The 19,360-nt window shown below is 60.1% G+C and carries 15 protein-coding genes; 4 read left to right on the top strand and 11 right to left on the bottom strand.

What is annotated here, in order from left to right; all coding sequences use genetic code 11:
- Positions 1-2 precede the first annotated feature (2 nt).
- Positions 3-2,678, bottom strand: coding sequence for a pyruvate dehydrogenase (acetyl-transferring), homodimeric type (aceE, locus tag H7A77_RS02015; RefSeq protein ID WP_182073755.1), 2,676 nt, complete (start codon positions 2,676-2,678; stop codon positions 3-5).
- A gap of 154 nt (positions 2,679-2,832) precedes the next feature.
- Between aceE and H7A77_RS02010 the strand changes: the two genes are divergently transcribed.
- Positions 2,833-3,270 (top strand): MarR family winged helix-turn-helix transcriptional regulator, encoded by a 438-nt coding sequence (locus H7A77_RS02010; RefSeq protein ID WP_033643576.1) that lies wholly within the window; start codon positions 2,833-2,835, stop codon positions 3,268-3,270.
- Here H7A77_RS02010 and H7A77_RS02005 read toward each other — a convergent pair whose 3' ends face one another.
- Positions 3,271-4,350: a pyruvate dehydrogenase (lipoamide) gene (locus H7A77_RS02005; RefSeq protein ID WP_182073754.1), complete on the bottom strand. Its 1,080-nt coding sequence runs from the start codon at positions 4,348-4,350 to the stop codon at positions 3,271-3,273.
- A 305-nt stretch (positions 4,351-4,655) separates the two neighbouring features.
- On the opposite strand from H7A77_RS02005, the gene H7A77_RS25700 reads away from it, so the two are divergent.
- Positions 4,656-6,005, top strand: coding sequence for a colicin-like pore-forming protein (locus H7A77_RS25700; RefSeq protein WP_182073753.1), 1,350 nt, complete (start codon positions 4,656-4,658; stop codon positions 6,003-6,005).
- Positions 6,006-6,057: 52 nt separating this feature from the next.
- On the opposite strand, the gene H7A77_RS01995 is transcribed toward H7A77_RS25700, so the two are convergent.
- The 4 genes from H7A77_RS01995 to H7A77_RS01980 all read right to left on the bottom strand — a co-directional run bounded on the left by H7A77_RS01995 (position 6,058) and on the right by H7A77_RS01980 (position 9,848).
- The gene (locus H7A77_RS01995) at positions 6,058-6,474 is read right to left on the bottom strand and encodes an RbsD/FucU domain-containing protein (RefSeq protein ID WP_033643572.1); all 417 of its coding nucleotides are present in this window, start codon (positions 6,472-6,474) and stop codon (positions 6,058-6,060) included.
- 45 nt (positions 6,475-6,519) lie between these two features.
- Positions 6,520-7,284: an SDR family NAD(P)-dependent oxidoreductase gene (locus H7A77_RS01990; protein ID WP_042784898.1), complete on the bottom strand. Its 765-nt coding sequence runs from the start codon at positions 7,282-7,284 to the stop codon at positions 6,520-6,522.
- A 21-nt stretch (positions 7,285-7,305) separates the two neighbouring features.
- A complete protein-coding gene (locus H7A77_RS01985) occupies positions 7,306-8,541 on the bottom strand; it encodes an MFS transporter (RefSeq protein ID WP_232092545.1) in 1,236 nt (411 codons plus the stop codon).
- Positions 8,542-8,810: 269 nt separating this feature from the next.
- On the bottom strand, positions 8,811-9,848 hold the full coding sequence (locus H7A77_RS01980; protein WP_108681008.1) for a LacI family DNA-binding transcriptional regulator: 1,038 nt from the start codon (positions 9,846-9,848) through the stop codon (positions 8,811-8,813).
- Positions 9,849-10,142: 294 nt separating this feature from the next.
- On the opposite strand from H7A77_RS01980, the gene kynA reads away from it, so the two are divergent.
- Together kynA and sbmC are read left to right on the top strand one after the other, a co-directional pair.
- Positions 10,143-10,985, top strand: a complete 843-nt coding sequence (kynA, locus tag H7A77_RS01975; RefSeq protein ID WP_033643569.1) for a tryptophan 2,3-dioxygenase — start codon at positions 10,143-10,145, stop codon at positions 10,983-10,985.
- Positions 10,986-11,007: 22 nt separating this feature from the next.
- Positions 11,008-11,475 carry a DNA gyrase inhibitor SbmC gene (gene sbmC, locus H7A77_RS01970; RefSeq protein WP_108681006.1) on the top strand — a complete coding sequence of 156 codons (468 nt, stop codon included), beginning with the start codon at positions 11,008-11,010 and terminating at the stop codon, positions 11,473-11,475.
- A 218-nt stretch (positions 11,476-11,693) separates the two neighbouring features.
- On the opposite strand, the gene H7A77_RS01965 is transcribed toward sbmC, so the two are convergent.
- From H7A77_RS01965 to tssH, 5 genes are all read right to left on the bottom strand, one after another.
- Positions 11,694-12,446, bottom strand: coding sequence for a hypothetical protein (locus tag H7A77_RS01965; protein WP_033643567.1), 753 nt, complete (start codon positions 12,444-12,446; stop codon positions 11,694-11,696).
- 3 nt (positions 12,447-12,449) lie between these two features.
- Positions 12,450-12,974: a hypothetical protein gene (locus H7A77_RS01960; protein WP_182073752.1), complete on the bottom strand. Its 525-nt coding sequence runs from the start codon at positions 12,972-12,974 to the stop codon at positions 12,450-12,452.
- 132 nt (positions 12,975-13,106) lie between these two features.
- A complete protein-coding gene (locus tag H7A77_RS01955; RefSeq protein WP_182073751.1) occupies positions 13,107-15,035 on the bottom strand; it encodes a type VI secretion system Vgr family protein in 1,929 nt (642 codons plus the stop codon).
- 141 nt (positions 15,036-15,176) lie between these two features.
- Complete coding sequence (locus H7A77_RS01950) at positions 15,177-16,622, bottom strand: serine/threonine-protein kinase (protein WP_099786046.1); 1,446 nt, start codon at positions 16,620-16,622, stop codon at positions 15,177-15,179.
- A gap of 49 nt (positions 16,623-16,671) precedes the next feature.
- Positions 16,672-19,326, bottom strand: coding sequence for a type VI secretion system ATPase TssH (tssH, locus tag H7A77_RS01945; RefSeq protein WP_033643564.1), 2,655 nt, complete (start codon positions 19,324-19,326; stop codon positions 16,672-16,674).
- Between the last annotated feature and the right edge of the window lie 34 nt (positions 19,327-19,360).

The following is a 19,360-nucleotide window of genomic DNA, read 5'->3' as shown; positions in this document are numbered from 1 at the left end:
CGTTACTTCGCCGCCGCCGGATCCGGCTTATCGGGGGCGATGCCGTACAGCGCCATGGCGCGGTTGACCTCGCTGCGGGCGATACGGCCTTCGTCTGCCAGCAGTTTCAACGCGGCGAGCGCGATGAAATGGCGGTTGACCTCGAAGAACTCACGCAGCGCCTCGCGGGTGTCCGAGCGGCCAAAGCCGTCGGTGCCCAAGGCGATAAAGGTGCGGTCGGGCAAGAACGGTTTGATCTGATCGCCGACGATCTTCATATAGTCCGTCGCTACCACCACCGGGCCGGGATGCGCCGCCAGCAGGCTTTGTATATAAGGGACTTTCGGCGGATCTTCCGGATGCAGCAGGTTCCAGCGTTCGGCCGCCATGCCGTTGCGGCGCAGCTCGCTCAGGCTGGTGGCGCTCCAGATATCGCTGGCGACGCCAAAGTCCACGGCCAACAGCTCCGCCGCCGCCAGCGCCTCGCGCATGATGGCGCCGCTGGCGACCAGCTGAGCGCGCGGGCTCTCTTGGGTTGTCGCTGCACTCTGTTTGAGCAAATACGCCCCCTGGATAATCCCGTCCTCTACGCCCGCCGGCATCGGCGGCTGCGGGTATCCCTCATTGAGCAAGGTGATGTAGTAGTAAATATCCTCTTGCTCAACGAACATCCTGCGCATGCCGCTCTGAACGATCACCGCGAGTTCATAGGCATAGGTCGGATCGTAGGAGACGCAGCTGGGGATCACGGAAGACAGCACGTGGCTGTGGCCGTCGTCATGCTGCAAGCCTTCGCCCATCAGGGTGGTTCTGCCGGAGGTGGCGCCGAGCAGGAAACCCTTGGTGCGCGCGTCGGCCGCCGCCCAGGCGAGATCGCCCACCCGCTGCAGCCCGAACATGGAGTAGAAGATATAGAATGGGATCGTCGCGACATCGTGGTTGCTGTAGGCGGTGCCGGCGGCGATCCAGGTCGATATCGCGCCGGATTCGTTGATGCCTTCCTGCAAAATCTGGCCGTCTTTGGCCTCTTTATAGTAGCTGAGCTGCCCGGCATCCTGCGGGGTATACAGCTGGCCGAGCCAGGAATGGATGCCAATCTGGCGGAACAGGCCTTCCATGCCGAACGTGCGCGACTCGTCCGGCACGATGGGCACGATCAGTTTGCCGATGTTGGGGTCTTTGAGCAGCGCGCCGAGGATATTGACGAAGGCCATGGTGGTTGACATGTTGCGCTCGCCGCTGCCCTTAAGGAGACTGTCGAAGCGCGATAACGCCGGTATCGCCAGCGGGGCGGATTGGCCGAAGCGGGCGGGGATGTAGCCGCCCAGCGCGGTGCGCGTTGCGGTGATGTACTTCGCCGCCGCGCTGTCGGGCTCGGGCTTCAGATAAGGGATCGCTTCCAGCTGCGCATCGGGGAGCGTCAGCCCCAAACGATCGCGGAAGGCTTTCACCGCATCCTGGCTCATTTTTTTCAGCTGATGGTTGATGTTCTGCCCTTCACCGGCTTCTCCCATGCCGAACCCTTTGACCGTTTTGGCCAATACCACCGTCGGCCTGCCCGGGGTATGCATCGCCTGATGGTAGGCGGCGTACACCTTTTGCGGATCGTGGCCGCCGCGGTGCAGCGCCCAGATCTCATCGTCGCTCAGATCGGCGACCAGCGCGAGCAACTCCGGGTACTTGCCGAAGAAATGCTCCCGCACATAGGCGCCGCTTTGCGACTTGAAGGTCTGGTAATCGCCGTCGACGCACTCCATCATGCGCTGCATCAGCAGCCCGGAGCGATCTTTTTGCAGGAGTTTGTCCCAGCCGCTGCCCCAGATCACCTTGATCACCTGCCAGCCGGCGGCTTTGAAGGTGCCTTCCAGTTCCTGAATGATCTTGCCGTTGCCGCGCACGGGACCATCCAGCCGCTGCAGATTGCAGTTCACGACGAAGATCAGGTTATCGAGCTTTTCTCGCCCGCCCAGCGCAATTGCCGCCAGCGATTCCGGTTGATCCATCTCGCCGTCGCCGAGAAACGCCCACACCTTTCTCCCCTGATGCGGTTTCAACCCGCGGTATTCCAGATAGCGCATATAGCGTGCCTGATAGGCGGCGGTCAGCGGCCCCAGCCCCATCGAAACGGTGGGATATTGCCAGAAATCCGGCATCAGCCTGGGGTGCGGATAGGAAGAAAGGCCGCGGCGCGCGGATTCGCGGCGAAAGTTGTCGAGCTGCTCCTCGTCGATGCGGCCTTCGAGATAGGCGCGGCCGTAAATGCCGGGGGCGGAGTGACCCTGGATATACACCATGTCACCGGCAAACTCATCGGTGCGTCCGCGGAAAAAGTGCGTGAATCCCACGTCGTAAAGCACCGCGGCCGACTGGTAGGTGGCGATGTGTCCGCCGACGTTGGAATGTTTGCCGGCGCGCAGCACCATCGCCATGGCGTTCCAGCGAATAAACGCATTGATGCGCGCTTCCGCGGCCAGATCGCCGGGATACGTCGGCTGCTTATAGACCGGGATCGTATTCACGTACGGCGTGGTGACCATGCTGAAGAAATCGCCGTGTTTTCGCTGATCGGCTTCGGCCATTCTTTCCAACAAAAAATGCGCGCGTTCACGGCCGTCGATGTCGGCGACACCTTCAAATGCCTCAAGCCATTCAGCCGTCTCTTGTGGGTCAAGATCTGCTTTTACCGCGGGTTGGTTCATAAAAGCTCCAAATGTACTTACCTGATAAGGCGCTGAGCGATACAGGAGTTTATTGAATTGCATATGCAAGAGTTGCAAATGCAATAATGGCGAAAGCCACTCTATCCCTTTACAATTGCAATTGCAACTCACCGCTTTTGACGAGAAAACTGACATGACAGATAAACAACCCGACCTGTGGTTCTCCTTCGTGCGCGCGCACCGGGCAATCATCAAAAAGATAGAAACGCAATTGTCGGAGGCGGGGCTGCCGGCGTACGCCTGGTATGACGTGTTATGGGGATTGGAAAGCGGGGAAAACGGCACGCGCCGCATGCATGAACTGGCGGACGTGTTGGTGATTGAGCGTTATAACCTGACCCGCCTGATGGATCGCCTGGAAAAAGAGCGGCTGGTCACGCGTTTTCGTTCGGATGACGACCGTCGGGCCTCCTTCGCCACCATCACCGAGGAAGGCAAGGCCCTGCGGAAAAAAATGTGGGAGATCTACCGCGCGGTGGTCAAAACCCACTTTCTCAATCAGTTCAGCGAAGAAGAGATCGCACGCTTCTCCGATGCGTTGGACAACGCGATGCAGCTGGCCAGAGCGTGATCAGGCATCGGGCGTGATGTGCAGAACGCGCAGCGCATCGGCGATCAGCGTCGAGGGAATTTTCTGCTCGTCGGCCAGCAGTTTGAGGGCGCATAGCGCAATCCATTCCGCCTGCGGATAGTGAATTTCGCCCCGGGTGCGAGAATCCGAACCCACCGCGGCAAAGCGTGCGGGAATGAACCGCTTGAGCTGGTTGGCGAGCAGATGCGAATAGTCGGTGACGGCGACGACGGGGGCATTCCCGGCGCCCAGACACGTTTTCAGATGGCATTCGCCGCCGCTGTCCTGGCGCTGCATGTCGGCGAGTTCGGCATCCTGCGCCAACCGCGTGTAGCTGGGGCAGCTCCAGATTTCGGCCGCGATGCCCCAATTTTTCAACACCTCAGCCGCCTGCTGAACGCGGGCGAGCGCTCTGCCTGCGCCGCACAGGCGAACCTGCAACGGCGAGTCCGCCGCCGTCGCGACACGATACATCCCCTTGAACGCCTGCTCTGCGACAAACGGCTCACCGGAAGCGGGGGCGTCATTGTCTGCGTTGGTCGCGAGATACACCATCTTTCTCGTTCCCTCCAGATAGAGCGCGTGCAGGGCGTGATGGAGTATCGCGCCGGTTTCCCGGGCATTGGCCGGATCGAAAGGCAGCCAGTCCGGCATGGCGGTGAGCTGGAGCGGGAACCAGGCCTGCACGCCTTTCGGCAAGTCGGTACTGCCGGTATCCGCATCGCTGATGAAAATCCCCTTGCGATTGGTTTCCGGCTCAAGCCCGCGGAGCATGTCCACCGAAGGGGTGTTGACGACGTAAAACAACGGTTTCTCATAACGTTCTGATTGATGGCCAAACCAGAGCGGCCAGGCGGTGGCGTAGCAGGAGCTCGGCGGTTCGGCGCGCCTTCGGCCGTCGATGAGCCAGATGTTGCCACTGGCGTTTAGTTCGCTCAAGGCTTCCGCCGTCCAGGCGGTGGAAGAGGGAAGCGACGCGCCGGCGTTCTGGCTGACGGAGGCCATCTTGCGGATACAGGCTTCGGCCAGGGTTCTGGTCCTGGCGGAGGCGGCAGGCATTGTTATACGTTGAGGCGACATGCGGAGCATTCCCTTTAAGTTGCAGGTGCGATGATTGTAATTGCAATTCATGGCGTGTGCCAATGACTTCTGAACAGGTCGCAGCCATCCAGGCGTGACCCGCGGCGATATATTCAGGTTATGCAGACGCGATCCTATTTGTTTCACCGACCAGACAGCCGCCATCCGTTGTCCTTATTTCTGCGGTTTTTTATAAATGACGGGCAGCTAAAAACGGTTTGCCGATAGGGATAATGCGCGTGTCAATCCGCGTTAAACGAGAATATCGGCATCTTAAAAATAAAACGAAATAAGGATGAAAGCATATGCCTGGATTTAATTATGGTGGTAAAGGAGATGGAACTAACTGGAGTTCTGAACGCGGTACGGGCCCTGAGCCGGGGGGCGGCGATAAAGGCCATTCCGGCGATCGCGATCGCGGCGGCGCCGGCGTTGGCAACAGCCCGGAACAGCAACAGATAGCGGCGATCCAAAACGATCCGGCGCTGCGCATGAAGCTGGAGGCGGTGATTAAGGCGGCGCGCAGAATTAATCCGGATGCGAAATTGCATATTGAAAGCGTCAGCTCATCCGGCACGCTGAGCCTTTCCGCCACCGGTTTGACGGCCGAGCAGGCGAAGCACATTGGCCTGGGGGGGCTGGTGATGGGGGTCAACGCCAAGGGGGGGACAGTGGCGATCGGGGATATCGAAACCGGCCATGCGCGCAAGCCCTCACCCCCTGGCAAAGGCGGCAACAATGGCCTGAATGCCGGGCAGGTCGGCGCCTCTTCGTTAGGCAGTTTCGTGACAGACTCGCATCGCGATCGGCCCGTCAGCGGCTGGCATGGCAACGGCAAAACCGGTGAATTCTCGACGACCCGCACGACCGGGAGTTACTACGGTTTTCATCATTTGAAGGTGGAAAAGCAAGACGGAGTGGCGACCTACAGCCTCTACTATAAGGCCAATAAGAACCGGCCCGCGTTTATCGCCGTGGTGAGAGGGGATAACCTGAATGCCATGGAGGTGAAATATGCCAACGGCAAGCCGGTAAAATCACCCGGCTCGGTAAAAACGATCGTTAAGGAATTCGTCGAATATCAAAATGCGGAATTAAAAGCCATCAAGGATGGCGTCAGCCTGGCCGCAGGTATCAATAAAGATATCGCGGAAAATATCGGCGCGAAATACGCCAAACTCGCCAAGGATTTGGAGGCGGGAATTCAAGGAAAATATATCCGCAACGTGCAAGATGCGGAGAAAACCTACGAGCAATTGACGAAGGGCTTGAACAAAAAGCTCAAGGCGCAGGACAAAGCGGCGATTGTCGCCTGGCTGAAAATGATCGATGCGGAACAGTATGCCCGCAATGCGCGGGTATTGGGCAAGGTCTTCACCGGGGTGGACTGGGCGATCAAGGGCGCGGATCTGGTAAACGCCGCGATTGAAGGTTTCTCAACCGGCAACTGGAAAGCGTTCCGCAACCAGCTCGAAGCGCTCGGGTTGTCGATCGGCGCAGGGTATACGCTCTCCGCTATCGCCGCGTTTTTCGCGCCGACGCTGGTGTCGTCGACGGTGGGCATTTTCGCCTTCGCTTACCTGTTTGGCTGGGCCACCAGCTATATCGATGCGGAACGTGCGGGGGAACTGGAGAAGTGGGTCGCTGACCTGTAACGGCATGAGGGGGCTGGCCCCCTCATTTTATCCCTCACACCCTCTACCTCTTTCACACCACCGGCGCCACCGTCAGCAGCAGATTGGCGAAGCGGCGCCGTTCGCCGGAGGCGATCACCAGCAGCGTCCGATCCGATTTGACCGCGGCGTAAAACGCCTCGCGCGGCAGGTGCTCGATCGGGCAATGTTCTGGCAGCAGTTGCCGGTATTCGGCTTCGATAGTGTTGGTGAAGTCCGGCGGGCAGGCCATCAGCGCCGCGCTTTCCACGTTGATGCAGGCCAGCAGTTTTTCCAGGATTGGCGGGGCGGCGAGCGTGCCGGGCGCCAGGTTCAGATAGACCACGGTGGCGTCTTTCGGCGCGTGCGTCACGCAGGCGTAATTGCCGTCGGCGATCAGCACCTGGGTTTTATGCCCGCATTGCGCCAGCGCGGCGAGCAGCGGCGGGTGAGTGATGGCGGATTTGATCATAAAGCGATTCCTGAATAGGGGGCGGCTGTGCCGCCCGCAGCTGAACTACATGCGGAAGATGCCGCCGTTGATGTCGAGAGTGGCGCCGGAGATGAAGCCGTCGTATTCCGCCGCCAGGAAAGCGATGGCGCGGGCCACGTCGTCCGGCGTGCCTGCGCGGCCCAGCGGGATGGCGCGAACGGTTTCCTCCGCCGATGCCTGGGTGGTATGGCGATTATGAAAGCGGGTGCCGAGGATCAGGCCGGGCGCCACCGCGTTCACCCGGATGCCGTGCTCGCCCAGCTCCGCCGCCAGCGAGCGCGTCCAGGTGAGCACCGCGCCCTTGGTGGCGGAATAGACCAGCGAGCCGGCGTGCCCGCCGGCGCGGCCTGCCAGCGAGGCCAGGTTGATGATGCTGGCGCCGTTCGGCGCCGCCTTCAGGTGCGGCAGCGCGCTCTGGGTCACGTTCAGCATGGTGGTCATGTTTACGTCGATCACGGTTTGCCAGAAGGCGCGATCGATCTCGCCCAGCCATTTGCGCCCGACGATGCCGCCGACGTTATTGATCAGAATATCGATGCCGCCGAGAAACTCGGCGCCGGCCGAGACGCAGCGCAGCGTTTCGTCGGTGTCGATGAGATCGGCGTAGCCGTAGGCGGCCTTTTGTCCGAGTGAATGGGCCAGCGCCACCAGCGCCTTGGGGCCGCTTTCGTCGCTGTGGTAGTGAAAATAGATGTCGCACCCGGCCTTGATCAGCCGCTCTGCGGTGGCGCGGCCGATGCCCTGTTCCGCCCCGGTGATAAAGACCTTTTTGCCCGCAAGATCGCCCATGATTGACTCCTTATTGGTTCGTTAAGAATTGATGACGCCTTCACGCTGTTTGGCGCAGTAGAAAATGCAGATCAAACCGGTCGCCAGCAGGCACGAGGCCAGGAAAAACAGCCCCGGCGCGCTGCTGCCGGTCAGATCGTTCAGCACGCCCACCGCATAGGGGGCGACAAAACCGCCGATATTGCCGATGCAGCTCACCACCGCCAGCCCGGCGGCCGCGGCCGCGCCGGTGGAGATATTGGCGGGCATGGATAAGAACGGCGGCACGGCGGTGTAGATGCCGATGGCGGCAATGCACAGGAACGACAGCGCGACGAACGGGTCGTATTTAAAAAACGTCACCGCGCCCATCAGGCCGATGGCGGCAAGCACCATGCTGAGGCCGGCGAACACGCCGAGCTTTTTGGTTTTGCTGGCCCACAGGCTCCACGGATACACCAGCAGCGCGGCCAGGCCGTAGGGAATGAGCGCCAGCAGGCTGACGCGAAAGATATCGCTGCCGGAAATGGCGCTGATGATCGACGGCAGCCAGGTGCCGAAGCCGTAAATGCCGCATACCATGCCGAAGTTGAGCAGCGCGTAGAGCAGGTACTTTCTGTTTTTAATGCCCTTGAGGAAGTCGCCCAGCGTGATTTTTGAGCCGGATTTGGAGCGGCCGGCGTTGCTCATCAGCCAGGCTTTTTCCTCCACGTTCAGATAACCGACGTCCTTGGGCGAATTCTTGATCAGGAAGGGGATCAGCAGGCCGATGACGATCGGCGGCAGCCCTTCGAGGATGAACAGCAGCTGCCAGGGGGCGAAGCCGAACCAGTCATGCTGAATATTGAGAATAAAGCCGGAAATCGGCGAGCCGACCGCGTTGGACAGCGGCTGGACGATGATGAACATGCCGAGAATTTTGGTGCGGTATTTTTCCGGGAAGAAGACCGTGAAGTAATACACCACCGAGGGAAAGAAACCGGCCTCGCACACGCCCAGCATAAAACGGCAAATATACAGCTCCAGCGGCGTGCGCACAAAACCGAGCAGGGTCGCGAAGATGCCCCAGGAAATTAATATTCTGGCGAACCAGATGCGCGGGCCGAATTTAATGGTGCCGGCGTTGCTGGGTATTTCAAACAGGAAATAGCCGATAAAGAAAATTCCGGAAGCGAAGCCGAAAGCCGAGGCGGTCAATCCCAGATTATCTTCCAACGCTTTGGCGGCGTAGGCCATATTGTTGCGGTCGAGAAAGGCCAGGAAATACAACAAGATCATGAGGGGGACAATATGCAGCGTCAATTTCCTGATGGCGCTGCGTTCAATATCCTTTGGCATTGTTTTTTTCATCATGGTTTTTCCCATGTGGTTAATCGGAATAATAGCGGCCCGGCCCAAAGTCATGAGCGGCGTGCTGAATAACGACGTTGCGTGCATAAAGCGTCGCGCCGTTTATTTATTGCGACGACGCTGTTTTTTCTGATTTTGGCTGCGGCGAGCCGGACGATGCCGGCTGCGCATCGTCTGGGTAAGCCGTTTTTACCGTATTAACCGGCGGTTTTGACGGAACGCCGACTGATGACCGTCGGCGGGAAGAGAAACTCGCCGGGCGGTTGTGAATCATTGTTGATGCGGCCGATCAGGCGTTCGACCATCAGCTGCGCCATCTCGGCCAGCGGCGGGCCGATCGACGTCAACCCCGGTTCGGCCAGGCCGGCAAGCGCGATATTGTCGATGCCGACCACCGAAATCTCTGCTGGCACCTGGACGCCGGCGGCGCGCAGCCCCACCATCAGCCCGATGCCCAGCGCATCGTTAATCGCCACGATGCCGTCCGGGCGCGGCGTCAGCTCGAGGATGCGGGATGCCAGCGTCAGCCCCAATTCGAACATCTCCGTGTCGCCGTAGGCGCTGGTGGCTTTGCCTTCGATCACCCGTTGGCGTTCGCTCAAGTTGTGCCCCAGCGCACTCAGAAAACCGTCGATCTTGTGGCTGCGCCCCACGGTCAGCGCCGCTTCGGTGGCGAACACGATATGTCGGCAGCCGCGTTCGAGCAGGTGCTGCGCGGCCAGACGCCCGGCGGCGAGATTGTCCATCGACACGCTGTCGAACAACCGGCTGTCGGCGGCCATCGGCTCGGCGAACGGGCTGTCATAGCTGACGATCTTCATGCCCCGCTCGGCCGCTCGGACAAAATGGGTCTGGCGGATGTCGCTCGCCGCCACGATGATGCCGCGCACGCCATGCAGAAACATATCGTCGATAAACGCGGCTTCCTCCTGTTCCTGCCGGTAGGCGTTGCCGAGCAAGACGCGGTAGCGGTGAGCGCGCGCCGCGCTGTCGACGGCGTGCGCCAGCGCCGAAAAACTCGGGTTAACGATCGACGGCAGCAGCAGGCCGATGATCTTCGCCTGTGGCGCGAGGTTCACTGCGGTGCGCGCCGGACGATAGCCCAGGGTGTCCATCGCCTGTTCGATGCGCTGACGGGTCTGTGCACTCATCTGGTGGCTGCGATTATTCAGCAGGTTCGACACGCTGCTGATGGACACGCCGGCCAACCGCGCGACATCACGAATATTTGCCATTTGCCGATCCCTTGCTGCCTGCCGTTAGCCTGCAATCTATAAGGGAAGGCGGGCGCAGGCAAGCCGCAACCGGGGCGAAACCCGCACGGGATTGCGCATTTGTGAGAGTCGTCAGGCGCAGGGCTGGTTGTTTACTAAACAGCAAAGGGCGGCGGCCATGGGGTGACGCGGATGAGTGAGATCTGCGAAGCATCTCTCGTTTATCGCCCTTCGGGGCGGCGGGTTCTGTACTATTGTTTTCTCTTTGCGGCACGTTCCAGGCCGATGGGGCGCTGGGCGCAACGGAGATCACAGATGAACAAACGGGAATTAGAAAGCGCGATTGTCACCGATTTTTCCAAACGCATGAGCTATGGCGACTACCTGTGCCTGGACCAACTGCTGGACTGCCAGCACCCGCTCTCCAATCCGCCGCATCATGATGAAATGCTGTTCGTGATACAGCACCAAACCTCCGAACTGTGGATGAAGCTGATGCTGCACGAGCTACAGGCCGCGCTGCGGCTGGTGCAGCAGGACAAACTCAGCCACTGTTTTAAAATTCTCGCGCGCGTCAAACAGATCCAGCGGCTGCTGTTCGAACAGTGGGCGGTGCTGGAAACGCTGACGCCGTCGGAATACGTCGAGTTTCGCGATGTGTTGGGCAGTTCGTCGGGCTTCCAGTCGCATCAATACCGGTCAATCGAGTTTCTGCTCGGCAACAAGAACGCCGCCATGCTGGCGGTGTTCAGCAGCGATGCGGAAAAACACGCGGCGCTGAAGGCGATCCTCGAAGCGCCGAGCCTGTACGACGAATACTTGCTGTACCTGGCGCGCCACGGTTTGCCGATCCCGCAGGAGTGCCTCAAGCGCGACTGGACGCAGCCCTATCAGCGCAACCCGGATCTGCTGCCGGCGTTCAAAGTGATCTACGACAACCCGCAGACCTATTGGGAAGCGTATGAAATGGCGGAGAAGCTGGTGGATATCGAAGAGAGTTTCCATCTGTGGCGTTTCCGCCATATGAAAACGGTGGAGCGGATCATCGGCTTTAAGTCGGGCACCGGCGGTTCCAGCGGCGTCAGCTTCCTGAAAAAGGCGTTGGACCTGACCTTTTTCCCCGAACTGCTGGACGTGCGTACCGAAATCGGTGCCTGAGACACTGAGAGGGGGAAGGGCGATGAGCGTGAGGATTATCGATAAGGCGGCGGAGAAGGTGGTGGGGGTAAGAGTGGTGGGGCCGTATCCGCAGACCATCCCGCAGGGTTCGCAGCAACTGCTGGCATGGCGGCAGCGCCACGACGTGCCGTTCGGCAAATGGCTGGTGTTGTACTGGGACGATCCGGCAGAAGTGGCGCCGGAAAAGCTGCGCGCCGACGTGGTGATGAGCGTGGCGGACGATTTCGCGCTGCCGACGGGCAGCGCGGGCGTGACCGTGCAGACGCTGCCCGCTGGGCAGTACGCGGTTTACCGCGTACGCATCAGCGATGGCGATTTCGAGCGGGTGTGGGGCGAGTTCTACCAGAAGCTGCTGCCGGCCAGCGGCTATCAGCCGGTTGAGGGGGTGAGCTACGAACACTATCTCAACGATTGCGAGGCCGACGGCTATTTCGACCTCGAGATTTACCAGACGGTGAAAAAGTGGTGAAGGGGAAATGATAAAGAAGGCTGAATCGATAGGGGATATCGATTCAGCCTGTGATTGTCATTCCTGTTCGGTTTAGGAGCGGTGACAAGAGGAGGGAGTGTCACTCGCACTGACGTATAGGCCGTTTGATATCTATACGGTGTAGGTAGATAGGCCAAGTCTCACTTTAGCGCCTTGGAATCAAGTGCCTTGGAATCACTCGGTGGCGGTTGTGGTGGCTATTTCCCCCAAGTTCCTTTTTGATTCATTAATATCTTACCGTTCTTTATAACTGTCAGTGTGTTATCAATTTTACTGAGCATGTAGGTCGTCGATGCATTTTTAAACTCATAACTGATTATTGGGCATGGGGCTGTATTGCAATCAGCACGTGTCACTTTTCCCTGCAAAGTTACAGCAGCACCATCTTTTTTACGCTCTCCATAATAAGTAGCATCATTACAGTTTCCTTTACTGATGCAAACAGTCATGAGCTTGATAGAGAATGACTGTGTGTCAAAGTATTCTTCCTCAGTCCTCACCTTATTTCTTTTGCTGTCTGAGGAAAAATGCATGTCTTTGAAGCGTGCAGCCCAATGCAGAATATCATTATTAATAGGGGAATCTTTATCAGATGATTTGTAATTTATGATATCAGAATCAGGTACAACCCAGGCGGCATAAATTTTCCCATCGGGATTGATGACCAGAGCAGAGGCATTTTCCAGATAAAGATCTTTTAGCCACCCTTCAACAAATAACCCACCACCTGGGGTTGAATGAGGTTCACCGAACACATCAAAGTTGTTGATGTACTTTTCATAGTCTTGACCCAGTATGCTTTTAAGATTGTCAGTGACCGCTTTATCGTTGACCAGCCCGCTTACTGTGTTGGTTTTGTTATATTGTAACAGGTCTATCGCTGATGTGGATTCAATGGAGCAAAGCAAAGAAGCAGCAAACAATGTAGGTAATAAGATTTTTTTGAACATAAATCACTCGTTTGATAATTTTAAAAATTCTTCTGCTTCCCGGGCATACCGCTTTTGAAGGCCATTACCATAACGTGCCCACCAGTTGTACTGTTTACCACCCTGCGTCGTGATGGTATCTCCATATATTGCTCTATCGTATTCTACCCGAGCTTTAAGTAAATTATCCTGAAAGCTTTCCGCCGACATACTTTCAATTTTGGCTATTGCCTCCGACGTTAAGGTATCAGCCTTAACTATTCGTCCGGACTCCATGGAGTTCAGGATCGCTTGTGCGCCAGATGAGCCACGCATATGTGCCAATGAAGTTATTGCCCCTTGTTTTCCTGGATCAGAAAAGTTCAGTGCACCTGCAGACTTCGCTGATGCGCTCATTGCTTTGGATACTTCCTCAAACTCTTCAGCGCTGCCTTGGCCGTATTGGTTACGAGCAGCAAGGATTTTGTCATAAGCATTGCCATTTCCTTTTCTGAATCCGTATAACTCACGGCGCCCACCTTGTTCTCCAGCACTCCCTTCAGTGGCCATGACCGATTCAACAACCCGATTATCAATTCTGCCGGGTTTTGTTGTCGATTGAGCATTTTGCGTGATAGATGCTGGCGCCGCTGCCGCCGCCCGAGGGGCGGCGTTAACCGGCTTTCCCGGCGTACCAATTACCTACTCGTTCGGGAACAGCTGATCGACGGCGCTCTGGATTGCCGCCTGATGGCCACCGCCCGGTGCGGCGGTGCGTGCGGCGCCGCCAGGCTGGTTGAGATCCAGCTGGCCGCCGGTGTTGATCGCGCCATCCTCTTTTACCGTGATATTGAAACTGGTGCCGGTGATGTTGATTTGGCCGTCCGCCAGCAGTTCGATCACGCTTTCGCCGCACTCGAGCCGCAGCGATTCGCCGGAGCCGAGGGTAAAGGCATTGACCACTGCGTCGCTGCGCGTTTTGCCGGTCAGCGCGGAGGATTCGCCTTTGACGCCGGTCGCCTGATTGAGCACCACCCGTTTGATCTGGTTACCGCCCACCAGATGCGTGTGGTCGTTAGCGATGGTGTGGCTTTCATCGTTTTTCACCTGGGTGTCCATGTTGCGCTCCGCCTGGATCCACACCTGTTCGGCGCCGGCCTTGTCTTCGAAACGCAGGGCGTTGGCGTTGTCGGCGGTGCCGTCCTTGGTGCGGCTCATAAAGCCCATCTGGGTGGCGGCGGCCGGCAGCGCCCACGGCGGCATGCTGGCTTCGTTATAGACGCGCCCGGTGACGATCGGCCGATCCGGATCGCCGTTGATAAAGTCCACGACCACTTCGTCGTTCACGCGCGGGATCTGCACGCCGCCGTAGCCTTGGCCGGCCCAGGCGCTGGAGACGCGCACCCAGCAGGAGCTGCAGTCGTCTTTCGGCCCGAAGCGATCCCAGTGGAACTTCACCTTGATACGGCCGTATTTGTCGGTCCAAATCGATTCGCCGGCCGGGCCGACCACCCGGGCGGTCTGCGGTCCGTGGGTTTTCGGCCAGGTAGCCTGCTGCGGCGGGTGCCAGGGCACGTCCGCCGGCAGGACGATGAAGTCGATGCGGTGTTCGCTGCTCTGATCGTCGCCGCTGGCGTAGCGATTCTCTTTCAGATGGTAGCTGGCCTGCAGCGTCAGATATTCGCGATTGTCGTCGGCATGCGGGGCGTTATACAGCGTGAAGGTACTGCCGGGGGCGATGCCCATGGCGGTTGCGGTGCCTCGGATCTGTTGATGTTCTGCCTGCCAGGCTTCCTGGCGCACGCGGGCGTAGAACTCCCCCTGCTGATGCTCGGTATAGCGGCCCGGCCAGTCGTAAACGTCGATTTGCCCCGGCGTCGGCGAGACCGGGTTTTGCCGCGCCTGGAACAGCCAGGCGTTCGGTTTGCGGAAATCGTAGTCGTCCAGGCTGTAGATGCCCGGCGTGACGCGATCGGACAACGTCCACTGGCTGATGCCTTCCTCGCTGGTGCTGCCGCCCGACGGCGTCAGGTGGTAGGGGATCATCTCATAGCCGGGATAGGGCTGGTGATGGTGGGGGGCGTCCCCGAGCACCAGCGTGTGTTTGCCCATTTCGTGTTTGAAATAGTAATAGATGCCCTCCTGCTCCATCAGGCGGCTGATGAAGTTGAAGCTGCTTTCGTTGTACTGCACGCAGTAGCCCCACAGACGATAGTCGCCGGTCAGCTGATCTTCCAACTGCACGTTGTGCTCCGCCAGCAGGGTCTTGACGATCTGCGGCACCGTCTGTTCCTGGAAGATGCGGAAATTGCGGTCTTTGGTCATCGGCCACAGATCCGGCTGCACGTGCAGGTTGTACACCGCGTAGCGCGTGCCGCCGATCTCTTCGCTGCTGACGGCGATGGCGGTGATCTTACCGTTCAGGTAACGCGGGGCGCTGAGAAAGCCCTGGGTCGGAATTTCCAGCGTCAGCGGTTGGCCGAGCAGCGCTTTGCGATCGAGGCGCGCGTCGGTGCTCAGCAATTCAATAGAGAAGTCGAAAGGAGTGGAAAGCGCTTCGATACCGTCCAGCGAGCGAAACAGCAGTTGCTCCTGGCCCAGCGGCGTGTGCGCAATAATGCGATCCAACATGAGAACGTCCTCTGTGATTGACGTCATGCCCTGCATACTCCGGCGTTGCAGCGGCCTTGCCGCGCGGCCAATAAGGGGGCAGTTGCTCGTCAGTCTCATGAAATAGGGGAAACCCCGCCGAGGCGGAGTTTCAGAACGGGATTAGCCGGCAGTGGCCGGGTTGACCAGCCAGGTGCCGGCGGTGTCGATGCTGAGCTGCTGGCGGCGGAGCCGATCGTTGTGACGGATCTCCAGCTGATAGCGGCCCGGCGCCAGGTTCAGGCTGGCGAAGCCGTTTTCGCCCGGCGTCACCTGCTGCGGCTTGCCGTCGAGGCTGACCTGCTCACCCGGTTGCAGTTTGAAGTACACCAACGCCACCGGTTGCGCCGGCGGCGCTGCTTTTTCAGGTTCCGCCGCCGCAGGCTGCGCGGTTTGCGGCGCGCTCGGCTGCTCCGTCAGGGTTTTCTGCGCCGGTGACGCCTCGCTGTTTTGAGCGACGGCCTGGGCATCGTCCTTGCCGCCGCTCAGCCAGGCGATCGCGCCGATCACCAGCAGCGCGGCGACGCCGGCGCCGGCCATCATCGGGCGCGAGAATTGGGTGCCGCGCGCGGTAACGGTGCCGGCTGCGGCCGCAGCGGCGGCCGGGTTGGCGGCGACCAGCAAGTTCTCCGGCGCGGCGGCCGGGGTGCTGATGATTTCGTTTTCATCGGCGATCGGCAGATGCAACAGCTCGGCCATTTCGTCGATGGTCTGCGGGCGGTCTTCCGGCTTCAGCGCCAGCGCGCGATCGACGGTGCGCAGCAGCTCCGGCGAGTAGCCGGCGGGGCGCCGCTCGGTCAGCGGCTGGTAGCTGTCTTCGATGCTACGCACCACGCTGACCGGCGGCGGCGAACCGACGATCAGCGTGTGCAGCACGGCGCCGAGCGCGTAGATATCGGTCCACGGCCCTTGTTCGCCGTCGCTGTTCTCGGTGTACTGCTCGATCGGCGCGAAGCCCGGTTTGAGCATGATCTCCGTTTCGTCCGACAGGTTGCCGATCTCTTTGCGCGCCGACCCGAAGTCCAGCAGCACCGGCAGCTGGCTCTCCTGGATCTGGATGTTATCCAGCGAAATGTCGCGGTGCAGATAGCCTTCCTGATGGATGGTGTTGATGGCGCTGAACAGCGGCGGCAGCAGCCGACGGATCCACGCCTCGTCGATTTTCTCCGGCTGCTGCGCCTGCAGGTTTTTCAGCGTGGTGCCGCTGTAAAACTGGGTGCCCATATAGGCGGTGCCGTTCTCTTCCCAGAAGCGCAACACGTGCAGCAGACCGGGATGCGAGAAGCGCGCCAGCAGACGGGCCTCCTGAATAAAGCTGTTCAGCCCGGCCTGGAAAGTTTTGCCGAAGCGTTCGCCGCGCAGCCCGATGCTGAGATCGTCGTTGCGTTTCGCCAGCGAGGTTGGCATGTACTCCTTGATGGCGATGGTGCGTTCCAGTTGGTGATCGTAGGCGCGGTAGACGATGCCGAAGCCGCCTTCGCCGATCGCTTCCTGGATCTCGAATTCATTGAATCGATAGCCGCTCGGCAGGCTGTTCGAATTCGGTTTGGTTATCCCGGTTCCCGACATAGTGATGACTCTCTGTGTTCAAAGGGCCGCCGTCTCGGCGGCCGCGGCGTTATGCCTGAAATTGACAAATGAATTCGTTGTTCTGCAGCGCGATATGCAGCTGGCGATAGCGCTGGTCGTTGGCGCTGCCGGTCAGCAGGGTGTGGCTGATCTGCGGCAGCAGGGTGTTGGTCAGGATGGCGTCGACCATGCGGCCGCCGGACTCCACCTCGGTGCAGCGGCTGACGATCTGCTCGATGACCGCGTCGTCGAAGGTGCAGACGATGTCGTGATTCTCCGCCAGGCGACGCTGAATGCGGCCCAATTGCAGGCGCACGATGTTGCCCAGCGTGGCGTCGGTCAGCGGGTAATACGGCACCACCAGCAGGCGGCCGAGCAAGGCGGCCGGGAACACCGACAGCAGCGGTTGGCGCAGCGCGCCGCTCAGCGCCTCCGGCTCCGGCAGCAGCTCCGGATCGCTGCACAACCCGGCGATCAGATCGGTGCCGACGTTGGAGGTCAGGATGATGATGGTGTTGCGGAAATCGATATGACGGCCTTCGCCGTCCTCCATCCAGCCCTTGTCGAACACCTGGAAGAAGATTTCATGTACGTCCGGGTGCGCCTTTTCGATCTCGTCCAACAGCACCACGCTGTAAGGACGGCGGCGAACCGCCTCGGTCAACACGCCGCCCTCGCCGTAGCCGACATAGCCGGGCGGCGCGCCTTTCAGCGTCGAAACGGTGTGCGACTCCTGGAATTCGCTCATGTTGATGGTGATGACGTTCTGCTCGCCGCCGTACAGGGTTTCCGCCAGCGCCAGCGCGGTTTCGGTTTTGCCGACGCCGGAGGGCCCGGCCAGCAGGAATACCCCGACCGGTTTGTTCGGATCGTCCAGGCGCGCCCGTGAGGTGCGCACCCGGCGGGCGATCAGATCCAGCGCATGGCGTTGGCCGATGACGCGCTGATTCAGGGTGTCGGAGAGCTGCAGCACCGCTTCAATCTCGTTTTTCACCATGCGGCCCAGTGGGATGCCGGTCCAGTCGGCCACCACCGCCGCCACGATGTTGGCGTCGACGGCGGCGAAGATCAGCGGCGCTTCGCCCTGCAGCGCGCTCAGCTGCTGCTGCAGTTCGCCCAATTGGGCGCGCAGCGCGTCGGCATCAGGGCGCGTTTGCGTCTCTTCGTCGGTGCTCGCCTCTTCTTGGGCGTGCAGTTGGGCGCGCAGCGTGATGATCTGCTGGATCAGCGCCAGCTCCTGCTGCCAACGCTCGGTCAACTGTTCGAGTTCCTGGCGCAGCGCGGTCAATTGGGCTTCAATCTCCTGCGGGCGCAGGGGATCGCCGATGCCGACCTTGGCCTCGCGGCGGGCGATATCCAACTCTATCTGCAGCGCATCGATGCGGTGGCGGCAGTCTTCGACCTGGGCGGGCTCGGCATGTTGGCTGACCGCCACGCGCGCGCAGGCAGTATCCAGCAGCGCCACCGCCTTGTCCGGCAACTGGCGGGCCGGAATATAGCGATGGGACAGCCGCACCGCGGCGTCCACCGCTTCATCCAGCAGCAGCACGCGGTGGTGTTGCTCCAGCGGGCTGACGGTGCTGCGCAGCATCAGCAGCGCTTTGTCTTCGCTCGGTTCGTGCACCTGCACCACCTGGAAACGGCGGGTGAGCGCGGGATCCTTCTCGATGTATTTCTTGTATTCCGACCAGGTGGTGGCGCCGATGGTGCGCAGTTGGCCGCGCGCCAATGCCGGTTTCAGCAGGTTGGCGGCGTCGCCGGTGCCCTGGGCGCCGCCGGCGCCGATCAGGGTGTGAATTTCGTCGATAAACAGGATGATCGGCGTCGGGCTGGATTGCACTTCGTCGATCACCGCCTGCAGCCGTTTTTCAAACTCGCCCTTGACGCCGGCGCCGGCCTGCAGCATGCCGATGTCCAGCAGGCACAGCTTCACGTCGCGCAGCTGCGGCGGCACGTCGCCGGCCACGATGCGCAGCGCCAGGCCTTCCACCACGGCGGTTTTGCCGACGCCGGCCTCGCCGGTCAGCAGCGGGTTGTTCTGGCGACGGCGCATCAGAATATCGACGATTTGTCGGATTTCTTCATCGCGGCCGGCCACCGGGTCGATCTCGCCGTTGCGCGCTCTGGCGGTCAGATCCTGGGCATACTGCGCCAGCACGCTTTCACCGCTGCGCGCCGCGCCGGGCAGGGGCTCGGCGCCGCTTTGCGCCGCCGCATCCTGGGCGTTTTCCGCCGAGTGAGCGGTAATGGCGGCGAACTGTTCCATCAGCAGATCGGCGTTGATGCGCTCGAACTGCGGGGAAATGGCCTTCAGCAGGTGGCGCAGGCTGTAGGTTTTCAGGATGCCGAGCAGCAGGTGGCCGCCGCGGATGCGCGCTGCGCCGAACTTCAATGAGCCATAGACCCAGGCGCGTTCTACCGCGCTGTCGATGTGCTCGGACAGATCGGAGATGGCGCTGGCACCGCGCGGCAGGCGATCGAGCGCCTCGACGATGTCGCGCGCCAGCTGCGCCTCGTCCAGCGCGAAGTGGCGAACGATCTGCTGCAGATCGCCGTCCGGCGATTGCATCAGCTGATGCAGCCAGTGCGCCAATTCGACGTAGGGGTTACCGCGCAGCTTGCAAAACGCCGTCGCACTTTCCAGAGAGGTGAATAACAGGCTATCCAGTTTGCCGAATAATACCGAGCGGCTGATTTCAGACATGGTTTTCCTCAGGTCTTAGAGTGGCCTGACGCCG

Origin of the sequence: Serratia sp. ME47 (assembly GCF_903970925.1) — a bacterium.
In the GTDB taxonomy this organism is placed as follows: Bacteria; Pseudomonadota; Gammaproteobacteria; order Enterobacterales; family Enterobacteriaceae; genus Serratia; species Serratia ureilytica.
Note: the sequence above shows the minus strand (reverse complement) of the source record. Positions and strands in the feature narration are given on the sequence as shown.